12 protein-coding genes are annotated in these 10,935 nt (G+C 56.2%); 4 read left to right on the forward strand and 8 right to left on the reverse strand.

The window, feature by feature from the left end; all coding sequences use genetic code 11:
* Positions 1–36: 36 nt before the first annotated feature.
* Positions 37–1,677: an FAD-dependent monooxygenase gene (locus CHR62_RS00635; protein ID WP_123659670.1), complete on the reverse strand. Its 1,641-nt coding sequence runs from the start codon at positions 1,675–1,677 to the stop codon at positions 37–39.
* Between the two features lie 113 nt (positions 1,678–1,790).
* Between CHR62_RS00635 and CHR62_RS00640 the strand changes: the two genes are divergently transcribed.
* From CHR62_RS00640 to CHR62_RS00655, 3 genes are all read left to right on the forward strand, one after another.
* Positions 1,791–2,696, forward strand: coding sequence for a LysR family transcriptional regulator (locus CHR62_RS00640; protein ID WP_123659671.1), 906 nt, complete (start codon positions 1,791–1,793; stop codon positions 2,694–2,696).
* 156 nt (positions 2,697–2,852) lie between these two features.
* The gene (locus CHR62_RS00645; RefSeq protein WP_123659672.1) at positions 2,853–3,248 is read left to right on the forward strand and encodes a RidA family protein; all 396 of its coding nucleotides are present in this window, start codon (positions 2,853–2,855) and stop codon (positions 3,246–3,248) included.
* Between the two features lie 364 nt (positions 3,249–3,612).
* A complete protein-coding gene (locus CHR62_RS00655; protein WP_123659674.1) occupies positions 3,613–3,909 on the forward strand; it encodes a helix-turn-helix transcriptional regulator in 297 nt (98 codons plus the stop codon).
* Positions 3,910–3,925: 16 nt separating this feature from the next.
* On the opposite strand, the gene CHR62_RS00660 is transcribed toward CHR62_RS00655, so the two are convergent.
* The 3 genes from CHR62_RS00660 to CHR62_RS00670 all read right to left on the reverse strand — a co-directional run bounded on the left by CHR62_RS00660 (position 3,926) and on the right by CHR62_RS00670 (position 6,690).
* A complete protein-coding gene (locus CHR62_RS00660) occupies positions 3,926–4,357 on the reverse strand; it encodes a thioesterase family protein (protein ID WP_123659675.1) in 432 nt (143 codons plus the stop codon).
* 47 nt (positions 4,358–4,404) lie between these two features.
* Positions 4,405–5,442, reverse strand: a complete 1,038-nt coding sequence (locus CHR62_RS00665; protein ID WP_158609078.1) for an AraC family transcriptional regulator — start codon at positions 5,440–5,442, stop codon at positions 4,405–4,407.
* Positions 5,443–5,562: 120 nt separating this feature from the next.
* Positions 5,563–6,690 (reverse strand): cupin domain-containing protein, encoded by a 1,128-nt coding sequence (locus tag CHR62_RS00670; protein ID WP_123659923.1) that lies wholly within the window; start codon positions 6,688–6,690, stop codon positions 5,563–5,565.
* Between the two features lie 216 nt (positions 6,691–6,906).
* Between CHR62_RS00670 and CHR62_RS00675 the strand changes: the two genes are divergently transcribed.
* On the forward strand, positions 6,907–7,440 hold the full coding sequence (locus tag CHR62_RS00675; RefSeq protein WP_123659677.1) for a hypothetical protein: 534 nt from the start codon (positions 6,907–6,909) through the stop codon (positions 7,438–7,440).
* Positions 7,441–7,451: 11 nt separating this feature from the next.
* Here the strand turns inward: CHR62_RS00675 and CHR62_RS00680 are convergent, their stop codons facing one another.
* The 4 genes from CHR62_RS00680 to CHR62_RS00695 all read right to left on the reverse strand — a co-directional run bounded on the left by CHR62_RS00680 (position 7,452) and on the right by CHR62_RS00695 (position 10,880).
* Positions 7,452–8,885, reverse strand: coding sequence for an aspartate ammonia-lyase (locus tag CHR62_RS00680; RefSeq protein ID WP_123659678.1), 1,434 nt, complete (start codon positions 8,883–8,885; stop codon positions 7,452–7,454).
* Positions 8,886–9,166: 281 nt separating this feature from the next.
* Complete coding sequence (locus CHR62_RS00685; RefSeq protein ID WP_123659679.1) at positions 9,167–10,192, reverse strand: META domain-containing protein; 1,026 nt, start codon at positions 10,190–10,192, stop codon at positions 9,167–9,169.
* 65 nt (positions 10,193–10,257) lie between these two features.
* Positions 10,258–10,632 carry an EF-hand domain-containing protein gene (locus CHR62_RS00690; protein WP_093969922.1) on the reverse strand — a complete coding sequence of 125 codons (375 nt, stop codon included), beginning with the start codon at positions 10,630–10,632 and terminating at the stop codon, positions 10,258–10,260.
* Positions 10,632–10,880, reverse strand: a complete 249-nt coding sequence (locus CHR62_RS00695; protein ID WP_233574776.1) for a glycine zipper 2TM domain-containing protein — start codon at positions 10,878–10,880, stop codon at positions 10,632–10,634. Before CHR62_RS00695 ends, CHR62_RS00690 begins: the two co-directional genes overlap by 1 nt.
* Positions 10,881–10,935: the final 55 nt, after the last annotated feature.

Here is a 10,935-nt window from a genome sequence, read left to right on the forward strand (position 1 = left end):
GTTTTACGCTGGGTAACGGATTAGCTGCTATATTTTTCAGAACCCGTTATTCCCCAGCGAGCGTTTTATGGCGACCTCAAGGTCGTTGTCTAATCGATTGCCACGCCACGCGATGTGTAGATCCGGACGGATCAGTACATAGTCAGCGCCATAGAGGTCTCGCGCCTCTTCTGAATGGATACTGATTTGTTTTATGTCTTGGGGCAGACAATGTGCAGTGAGCGCGGTAGCCGACTCGTTAGCATTGAGTGCCAGTAAGGTGAAACCCTGTGAGAGGTGGTCGTAAAGCGAGCTGCCATCCGAGAACCATACATGAGGCGCCCGATGACCGGGACGGCCGCAAGGCAAGTAGAGATTGGCGGTGTCAGGTGGTGGAGAGCCATCTTCGGTGGAAACGATGGGGGAATTTTCGTAACGGGTTCCCAACTGCACGCCTGGAATCACAAACTCTTTTGTGGCATGGTAGAAAAGGTAGTTGCCGACGGCCTGGCGCGACAATTCGCCCGCTGTTGACTCTTCCTCAATGTTTGCGGGTAAGCGTACATGCCCGATGCTGTCTGCAAACTGCCGCGCAAAATCAGTGTTTCTGTGGCTTGCTGGGCGTCGTTCTGCTTCGTAGCTTTCGGCCAGATCTGGCCCGCCGTAGCCTTTCACGAGTGCTTCAAGCTTCCACGCGAGGTTTGCCGCGTCTTCAATGCCTGTGTTGTACCCCAAGCCGCCGGTTGGTGTGAAAAGATGAGCTGCGTCGCCTGCAAGAAATACTCGTCTGTCGTGGAATTTTTCAGAAACGAGTGCAAATCCCGCTGTCCAAGCTGTATTGCTAATGAGTTCGAATGGTATATTTTCGCCGACCGCATTGGCAATACGTTGGCCGACGTCGAAATCGCTGGGCTCTTGATGGCTTTGCAGTTGGATGTTAATGACGTACTTTCCCTTTCCATCAACCGAAATAATCAAGGCACGTTGTTGATTGTTTAGGGTCCAATATTGCCAGGCTGGGGGGCCATTAATGACTTTGCTCAGTGTCGGCGCCGAGAAATACGCAGCGGCCATCCTACCCCCCATAAACTGCCTTTTTTCCCCTGCGGTGCCTACATAGCTAAGTCCAAGAAGACTGCGTATTGTGCTTCGGGGGCCATCGCAGCCAACTGCGTATCGTGCCCGTCCAAGATATTCTTTTCCTCCAGGATCAACTGAAGTGACGGTCACGTACGTTGCGCTTTGTTCGATTTGGGTGACAGTTCTGTTGTACCAGACACGATTCTGGCCAGATGCTTCTGCGGCACGCCGCAGCACGGGTTCGACGTAAAGTTGTGAGCATCGATGCAGCGGCTCTGGCGTTGGCCATGTAAAAGCGTGGTATCCAGTGCCGGCTCGTACTTGTGCCGCCGAGGGCAACGGCAGGCGTGCCAACTCGTGTGTAGATAGCCGTGTAAAGTAAGCTACATCGGTGGGGTGATCTGCTGGTAGTCCGAGGCTACGGATTTCGTCGGCCACGCCCAGTCTACGAAAGTACTCCATTGTCCGGGCGCTATTTGCGTTGGCGGCGGGGTGCGTGCTAGTTCCGGACTTGTTGTCAAAAACATGGGCTGAGAGCCCGCGCTTTCCTAACTCGGCCGCTAGATACAACCCAACGGGACCACCGCCCACAATCATGACATCACAATCAAGTTTCACGCATAACCTCCGCTACGGTTTATGGAAGTATCTGTTTTAGATGAGGTATGCGTCTATATAATTTAGATCATTAATAATATGATCTAAATTCATGAATTGATTTTGGATTGGTTATGACGAACCGCGATTTGAATTTTCTTTACGTGATAGATGCGCTATATAGCGAACGTAGCGTATCGCGTGCAGCCGATAAGCTGGGGCTCACGCAATCGGCGGTAAGTCATTGTTTGGGTCGTTTGCGCGAACGTTTTTCAGATCAATTATTTGTTCGCTCAGGCATGGGTATGATGCCAACCCCGCAGGGCCAACGCGTTGCCCTAAACGCTCGTCGAATTTTGGCGCAGGTGCAAACCGAGATCTGGGACGCCTCAGTTTTCGACCCCCTTACGTCAGATAGAAATTTTTCGATTGGCATGACCGATATGGGCGGGACAGTTGCGCTACCCAGAGTTTTAAAACGGCTCGCGTTGGTTGCCCCTAATGTCAGGGTGGAGCCCGTCGCTGTGCAGCCCCCTGACGTTGCGCGTATGTTGGAGAGTGGTGTACTTGATCTGGCGTGGGGGTATTTTGGTGATCTGACGTCTACGTTGTATCAGCAGACACTGTATAGAAGGCCGCTGGCAGGAATTTGGAGACGGGGCAGAGGCGAGGTCGCTGATTTTGATACTTTCGTTTCGGCTGCACACGTTTTAGCAAGCACGACGACGCTGACGAATGGCTTGCTTAAGCGCTTGGTGAAAGCCCGGGGGCGTGAGCTAAGGGTTGGATTGGTTTGCCCTTATATTCTCGCAATACCGGCACTTGTCGCACATTCCGACTACATTGCAACCGTGCCGGCAGAACTGGCTCAGATTTTTGGCAAACTTGCAGAAATAGATATGTTTGCTTTGCCATTAGATATACCGGATATCGTTGTAAAGCAGCATTGGCACGCTCGTAACAACGATGATGCCGGACATAGATGGCTCAGGTCCGCCGTATTTCAAATCTTGTCTGAAGACGCTGATCAGGCCAAATAGTTTATTGGTCTGGCGGTTGCATGTTACTGCAATGGCAAGGGGCCTGGGCATTGCCCTGTTTTAAAACCGCCTCCGTCTTGACAGAACCTGCTTCCAAGGCAATAGTGGCCTGGCGCGCCCGATTCACGGGCGCCATGTCATATTCAGGAGGCAAGTGTGTCACGCAAACTTATTAACCCCCCCGAACTTCATCCTGCGCCAGGGTTCAGCCACATCACGGTTGCAGAGCCGGGTCGTGTTGCCTACATTGCCGGGCAGGTGGCTTTGGCCCCCGATTTTTCAATCGTCGGGGGCGATGACCTGGGTGCGCAAACCCAGGCGGCCATGCGCAATATCGAAGTCGCCTTAAAAGCCGTTAATGCCGGCTGGAACGATGTGGTTCGGCGCACCATTTATACGCTGCACCCCACCCAGTACGAGGTGATTACCGCTGCGATTGAAGCCGTGCAGGGCAGCACCGAGCACCCGGCGCAGACCATTATCGGCGTCACGGGCCTGGCCGTACCGGGGCTGTTAATTGAAATTGAAGTGACTGTTCGTTTACCTGGTTAAGGTGACGTAAACGGGCGTGGCCTCTTTGGCTTCGCCCATTATCATGTTGAGTAAAGTTTACTTTTAATGTTTTTCTGCTGAAATGTAATATATGTTCAACATTCGTTTCGATTATGGTGCCTCTTTACGTGAGCTGCAAGCAGCGTAGTTTGATCCTAAGACTTGCGTCGGCGCGGCTTGTCGTCTGCCGAGGTGCAGGGCGTATTTGAGCGCGTTGATTGTGGTGTTTTGCAGGCAGCCGACGAATTAAAGGCATATTGCCAGCAGCACCCAGACTTTGAGACGCGGGTGGGGACGGCCATGCTGACGTATTGGGAGCACGGTCGCGCTCATGGTTTGGGACGTGCTATTAAAGGTGAAGGCGATGGACGCAATTGAGCTGGGCGACGCCATAAAAGCCGCACGTAAGGCACAACGGCTAACTCAGGCAGAACTCGCCCTGCGCGTGGGGGTTAGTCGCCACACCATTATGCAGTTAGAGTCAAATACCTACACGGACTTGGGCATTCGTAAGGTTATGAATGTCTTGACCGCCCTGGGGTTGAGTCTTCAGGTGGGGCCGTCAAAACTCCGGCGCCCAACGCTTGAAGATGTTTACGAAGAGAACGAGCGCGAAAGGCGCGAACGTGAAGCCGAGTTTCGCAAGGGGCGCGTACGTTAATGCAATACGCCTGCACTTAAGCCTCGGCATTTTCATGTACGTAAGGCAAAATCAGGGCCTTGAAATCTTCCGGGATTTCTACCGAACTGATCTTGCCCAAGCTGGCAAAAACAACCGTCAAGCGGCCTTCGACACGCACATCGTTGTCGGGGCCGCAAATACGCACCAACATTTGCATCGAACTGCGGCCTAGTTTTTTCACGACCAACCGGCTGTCGAGTACGTCGCCCAGCCGGCTGGGAATACGAAAATCGACCTGCAAATTGACCATGGGGATACCCATGTTGCGTGTGGTGTGCAGGTAGTTAAAGCCTATTTTCAGCCCATGATTGAACCAATGCTCAACGGTGTCGTGCAGCATTTCGGCGTAGCGCGGGTAAAACACAATACCGGCGGGGTCGCAGTGCTTGAAGCCGATTTCGATGGGCATGTGGTGAATGTTGGGCATTACAGGGTCCTGTAGGGTTAAGCAGTGCCCGCCATTCTAACGCCCGTTCAGTGTTGACGATTCAGGCGTGCATCAGCCGCGTCATTAGCAGCCAAAGGCTGCAGGCCTTGGCGTTTCTTTTGCAGGGTGTCGTGCGGGGCTTCGCCAAAACGTTGTCGGTAGGCGGCGGCGAAGCGGCCAAGGTGGGCATAGCCCCAGCGCAAGGCAATTTCCGAGACGGAGTTATCGGCCGTAGCATCGATGAGAGCTTGCCTGATTTGGTCAAGGCGCAGGTCCCGCACCAGTTGCATTGGGCTGACGCCATATTGCAGGCGGCACATGCGTGTGAGTGTGCGCGGGCTGGTGTTGCTGTACCGCGCAATATCTTCCAGTGTCATGTCGTCGGCCAGGTGCGCCTGTATATAGGCGCGGGCACGCTGCAAACGCTGGGGCACCTGAATGCTGTCTTCCCCCAAAAAGTGATCGTGCAGTGCGGCCGATTGCGCGCATAGCAAGTGGCGTATCAGAGCTTCTTCAGCCGTTTTAGCTTTAAGCCAACTGAGCGCATGGGGCTGTGCAACCTGCTCGCAAAAATAGCGCAATAAGGCGCTCCATTGTTCGCCGTCGGTAGCATCAAGCGCGATTTCGCGGTTAAAACGCAAGGGGCCGAGTGTCGTGGTGCCCGTCAGGCCGCGGTATTGCTCGTGCAGACGTTGCAGCGGCACTTTCAGAATGATCTGCGCAGCGCCCGCTTCCCAGGATAATTGGTGCGGAACATTAGAGGGCATGATCAGCCCGGAGCCGGGTCTGACCGACCATTGTCCTTCGTCGCACTGAACAGTGACAGCGCCCGTAAGCGGTAATTGCACGATAAGGAATTCGCCGCCGGGTCGGGTTTCTTTGACCGAGACGGCCTCGCCGTATTCCAGACGCCAAAGACTGAGGGTGTCGGCTTGCACACCATGCAGCCTGGCCGCAAGAGCGCCGCCGCCGGGTTCCAGAATGTGGTCGTTCAGCAGAGCGGCGACTCGTGAGCGTACTTCTTCGGCGTCGTGTGACGCCAACAGCATGTGATTACCCAGTAAGGCCTGGGTCCAACTTGTCATGTTCGTGGGCATCTGCACCTCCGACGCCGTCTGGGGACCTTGCCTCAGTATAGCGCCGGGCGGGGGGCTTTGCCCGCAGCGGGAGCGCGGCTGCGGGCGCATGGGGGGCAGATGAAACGCTCAGGCCACTAAGGGCTGGTGTCCGCTGTTGTCCGCCAGCGCTTCTTCACGGTAAAAGCCCATGCTCTGGATTGCCGGCAAGTCGTTGAAACAGAACAGGCAGGCGTCGTCGGTTTGCGATGTATTGACATGTTCGTGCCAGGCCCACGAGGGGACGCAGAAAACGTCATGCTCTTGCCAGTCGAAGCGTTGGCCGTTGATGATGGAGTAGCCGCTGCCTTTGGCAACCTGATACAAGAAACTGCCGGTATGCCGATGCGCTTTGCCGACAAAACCAGGCCTGAGCAACTGCATGCTGGCTCCCATGGTGGCCATGACCGGCCCCCCGGTTGACGGGTTGGTGTAGTTCATGAGGTGGCCGTCGAACGGGCTGCCGTCGGCTGCCTTGCTGTACCGCACCAGCGCCTCATAGGTCGGTTCCCACTGGTATTTAAACAGCGGCGAATAGTTCTGATTCCATTTCACTCCCTGTGGCGTGAGCCCCGGTGCGCCCCAGATGCTGACGGCATCGTCGACCGGGTAACCAATGGCTTGATGCAAGTCGGGGTGAATGCCGTAAAAGCCTGCTTCCATGGCATTGGCCAACGGGATATCGAGCCCGTCTTGCCAAATACAAGGCAGGCCGCCTTCTTCTACGCCATGTTCGTGCCAGCACCCATTGGGGGTAATGACGAAGTCGTTGGCGCCGAGTGTCATTTTGTGACCGTTTACAATGGTGTAGGCGCCACGACCTTCCATAATGAAGCGTAGTGCCGAAGAAGAGTGCCAGTGGGCCGAGGCGTTTTCGCCGGGGTGCATGACCTGTAAGCCTGAATACAGCCAGCCCACGGCGGCCGCTTCTTCTTTACGGCCGGGGTTTTCGAAGTAGATGACGCGCCGGCCAGCCTGCTCCGGCGTTACCAGGTCTACCGACTTGAGAACATGTTCGCGTAGGTCGCGGTAGCGCCAAAGCATCGGGACTGACGCCGATTTTGGTTCCCAGGGCTCGATTTTGTTGGCCACGGTCCAAAGTGCTGCGGTGCCCAGCCGTTCAAGGTCTTTGTAGTACGACACCAGTTCGGGGGTGTCCCGAACGTTGGAGCGGCCTATAACGTCTTCGCGAAATGCGTCGTAAACAACAGTGTTCATCATGGTCTCCCTGGGTAGTGCGGTAACGGGTTGGGGCAAGTCATGTGATCTGGTGCGGTGCTTGCCGTCCTGTACATACAGTACCGGGCGGGTGTGGGCTGCTTCTATCCGGTTTCAGACAACTGATGTCCAGGTTGGGCCAAATTGAGCAAAACATGGTGACGCCTGGCGAAGCCGTATTAATGACAAGACATGCCGTTTAACAAGAGTGGAAAAATGCGAAGTTTTTTATTGGCAGCAATGTGCGTGGCTCAACTCGGTTGGGGTGCAGCCGTGGCTCAGGCGTCGCTTGACCCCGTATTGCCCGAGCTGACGCTGGGCGATTGGTCTGCGTTGAGTAAAACGGCTGTGGCCATTACCGGCGATGTGTCTTTGCAAGGCAATGTGCTGGTGTTTGACGGTACGACGCGCTACAGGGTCGAGCCCACGCAAGAGGTGGGGCTGCCGGGTGGTAGCCTTGAAGTTACCGGTTTACCCTTTTACCGCCTGCGTTTGATCGATCACAAACGCGTCCCGGCGTCTCGTTTGAAACGGCCCGTATATTTGCGTAACGGCAACCCCTTGTGTGGCGACGACAACACGTATTTATACGCGCAGTTTCAAACCCACGATGTTCGCGACGTCAATAACGCGGTGCTGTCCATTCATATTTTCGAGCCGCCAAAATCGGGGGCGAAACGAAGGCCGCACTATTGTGCGGCCTATAACTACCTCAGGGAAGTGCCGGACGACAATACGCCGGCAACTTGAGGGCAGCAGGGTTAGTTGGGTTCGGCCAGCGCCCGGCTTGGTCGCGTTAGCACTTCAGGCCGCAGCAGGTTGTCGAGTGTGGCGTCGTCCAGCAACCCTTGAGCCTTTACCAACGCGCGGACGGGTGTGCCTGTTTTGACTGCTGCGCGCGCAATTTCGGTCGCTTTGCGGTAGCCGAGCACCGGGTTCAGCGCGGTTGCCAAACCAGCGGAGCATTCGACCATGGCGACAAGCCTTTCGCGGTTTGCTGTAATGCCGGCGACACAGTTGTCGGCCAGCGTTTTGCAACCGGCCTCAAGGTGGGCGATGCTTTTGAACAGACTCCAGGCGATGACGGGCTCGAAGGCGTTCAGTTGCAGTTGTCCGCCCTCTGAGGCCATGGTGATCGTAATGTCGTTGCCAATCACTTCAAATGCAATCTGATTCACGACCTCGGGGATAATCGGGTTGACCTTGCCGGGCATGATGGAGCTGCCTGCGGCGCGCTCTGGCAGGCAGATTTCAGAGAGTCCTGACTGTGGGCCCGATGACAGCAGCCGCAGATCATTGCAGATTTTTGACAGTTTGCTGGCAAAACGCTTGAGCACGCCCGAAAGCTGCACAAAGTCGCCCGTATCCTGGGTGGCTGCGATGAGGTCTGGCGCCAGGGCAATGGGCAGCCCGGAGATTTCCGACAAGTGCCTGACCGCAATCACCGCGTAACCGGGGTCAGTGTTGATGCCGGTGCCAATGGCCGTTCCCCCCAGGTTGACAACATGCATCAGTTTTACGGCATGGCTGATTTGGGCCATGTCTTCGCGCAGCATGACGGCATATGTTCGGAACTCTTGGCCCAAAGTCATGGGAACGGCATCTTGCAGCTGGGTGCGGCCCATTTTAAGAAGGTCGTCGAATTCAACAGCTTTGCGCTCAAACGTCTGTTGAAGATGTTGCATGGCGCTTTCTAAACCGCGCGCTGCAAAGCAAATGGCTATTCTCAGGGCCGAGGGGTAGACGTCGTTGGTGCTTTGCGATGCGTTGACGTCTTCAATAGGGTGCAACTGATCGTAGTCGCCTTTGGCTTTGCCCATGATTTCCAGCGCACGGTTCGCAATGACCTCGTTGGCATTCATGTTTGTTGATGTTCCGGCGCCGCCTTGCATTACATCGACAATGAACTGGTCGTGCAAATTGCCATTGATAATGTCTTGGCACGCCTGTTCGATAAAGGCGGCTTTCTCGGGGGAGATGATGCCCAGTTGCTGGTTGGCCCGAGCGGTGGCTTGCTTGACGTAAGCCAGGGCGCGGATCAGGTCGGGGTAGGCCCCGATGGGGGTGCCGGTGATGGGGAAGTTCTCTTTTGCGCGCAGGGTGTGAATGCCCCAATAAGCGTCGGCGGGTACGTGACGGTCGCCGATGAGGTCGTGTTCGACGCGTGCAATGGTTTCGGGCAGTAGATTAGGCATGATTTCAATATAAAGTTAGGTGACTTTTCTGGGCCGGTCATACCCAGTCGCATGGCTCTGTGACCCGCAACTTGCAGGTAATGGCGACGTGCATTTGCCTAATGCGCGGGATGCCGCGCAAAACGCGTTGCTGACTTTTCTGTTTTGGGTAGTGGTGGCGAAGATGGGTGAGTGCGAAGCACGTGTGTGCCCAGCTGTTTTGCGCATTTTACCGCGTCGGACCCGTCACCTGCCAGCCGGCATCGCCCTGCATGTTGCGGGGCACTTGCCGGCTTGGCTGTTTACTGTGGCGTTGCCTGAGCACGTACAGTGCCCACGGCGGTGTGCAGGGTCAGTGTGTCGGGCGCGTCGAGTGAGAAGCGTTCGAGTTTGCTTAAGTGCTGCAACAACACATCCTCTATGGCCATATCGCTTGGGGCGCAAGCCATGCGTGTGCTGCCCATGCCCTTTACGGTTAATGATTCGCCAGTAAGCGTGTAGCTGCCAAAGAACCGATTACAACCGCTGTTGCCGGCGAGCTGGCTATTTGGCAAAAAGATGATTTCGGCCGATGACGCTGTGTTGATGGGGGCGTCGTTGATGTGGGTGATGCGCCAGGTGGTGCCCTGCAACAGGCGTTCGGGGTCGCCGCCACAGCCGGTGTAGGTTTGACCGCCCTGGCTAAAGGCGACGGTTTGCGGGTGGGGCATACCGGTCATGCTGTCCGTGCATATCGCGTCTGAGGCGCGAATTTCCCAGGCGTCAGGCCCCTGGCCGGCTTGAAGTGTCTGCCCGCGTTCGGTGGTTTCCGAGACTTGCGCATCGCGGGTTTGATCGGGGTGGCCGGGTCGTGCCAGCGTAGCTTGCCAGCCGTTATAGGTGATGGCCCAAAATGGTTCGTTACCCGACGCCCGGAACGGCGGAATAATGGCGCCGGCCGGGGCGCATAGCGGCAGGGTTTGCCCCGACCACGTGACGGTGGCAAAGGGGCCCTTTCCCCACAACTCGGTGGTGTCGTCGTTCGGGGCGACATAGCGAGCCCCCGACGCCGACAGCGCTTGAACCAGCAGACGGCTTTCGTTGTTGACGATCACTTCAGCCAAATTGCCAAAGAAGCGCACTTGCAGCGGTTGGCGTGCGCAGTGCAGCGTGGTGAATGGGTGAGTGGCGGTGTTGATCTCGGTGACTTTGATGCGACCGGTTTCGGTTGCGCCAGCAACCCCGCTGGCCGCCAGCACGCCAATCAGTGCCAGGGTTGAGATTTTGGCCGTCAAGACCTGAGTGAATGGGATACGTGTTTTGACGCTGCCAGCGCGGGAGTCGAGCATTTGGATGTTTCCGTTAGGGTAAGCAGGACGCCGGACGGGCGCCTGCCAGGCGCTTCTAGATTGCCTTAAGGCTTCAATTGCCCGTCTTTGTCGTAGTCGTAACGATCAAAGTCGCGCATAACGTGCTCAATGAACTCGTCTAGTGTAATGGCACCGTCTTTGTTGGCATCGACTGCGGCAAATTGCTCGGCAGTCAGTACGCCGCTGGTTTCGGCCGGTGTCAGTCGTTGGTCACCGTTTTTGTCCATTTTTTGAAACGATTCACGCATGAATACTTCGTATTCTTCTTTGCTGACGCCGCCGCTTTTGTTGCGATCAAGAGCAGCGAAGTGTTCCGGGGTCAGGGGCGACTGCTGAACCGTGTTTTGCGCCTGGGCTGAGCCCAGCGCCAGCAGGCCGGTCATCAGTAATATTGCCGGCTTAAGTGTGAGAGTTTTCATTATTTGCACCCCATTTGGTTGCCAACATAGCCACCGGCGCCAATGCCAACGGCGGTAGCGGCAGTACGGCCGCGGCCCCCGCCAATGGTGCTGCCCAACAGGCCGCCGATGACGGCGCCACCGACAGTACCGGCAATGCAGTTGAATTCGGAATTGCCGCCGCGGCTTTGTGAGCCCGACGGGCTTTGGCATGCCGCTAGTGCGCCCAGGCTGACCAGGGCAATGAGCAAGGTAGTTTTGCGCATCATGGTTGTCTCGATCTGGAGTTGACCTACCCGGCACCGGACGGTGCGCGGGACCGTT

The organism is Pusillimonas sp. NJUB218, from assembly GCF_003788685.1.
Lineage (GTDB): Bacteria > Pseudomonadota > Gammaproteobacteria > Burkholderiales > Burkholderiaceae_B > Neopusillimonas.

Coding starts and splice junctions, on each gene's coding strand:
- CHR62_RS00680 (WP_123659678.1), bottom strand. CDS start 8,885: ATGCCTAATCTACTGCCCGAAACCATTGCACGCGTCGAACACGACCTC.
- CHR62_RS00665 (WP_158609078.1), bottom strand. CDS start 5,442: ATGACAAGTTGGACCCAGGCCTTACTGGGTAATCACATGCTGTTGGCG.
- CHR62_RS00640 (WP_123659671.1), top strand. CDS start 1,791: ATGACGAACCGCGATTTGAATTTTCTTTACGTGATAGATGCGCTATAT.
- CHR62_RS00655 (WP_123659674.1), top strand. CDS start 3,613: ATGGACGCAATTGAGCTGGGCGACGCCATAAAAGCCGCACGTAAGGCA.
- CHR62_RS00670 (WP_123659923.1), bottom strand. CDS start 6,690: ATGAACACTGTTGTTTACGACGCATTTCGCGAAGACGTTATAGGCCGC.
- CHR62_RS00660 (WP_123659675.1), bottom strand. CDS start 4,357: ATGCCCAACATTCACCACATGCCCATCGAAATCGGCTTCAAGCACTGC.
- CHR62_RS00675 (WP_123659677.1), top strand. CDS start 6,907: ATGCGAAGTTTTTTATTGGCAGCAATGTGCGTGGCTCAACTCGGTTGG.
- CHR62_RS00695 (WP_233574776.1), bottom strand. CDS start 10,880: ATGATGCGCAAAACTACCTTGCTCATTGCCCTGGTCAGCCTGGGCGCA.
- CHR62_RS00690 (WP_093969922.1), bottom strand. CDS start 10,632: ATGAAAACTCTCACACTTAAGCCGGCAATATTACTGATGACCGGCCTG.
- CHR62_RS00685 (WP_123659679.1), bottom strand. CDS start 10,192: ATGCTCGACTCCCGCGCTGGCAGCGTCAAAACACGTATCCCATTCACT.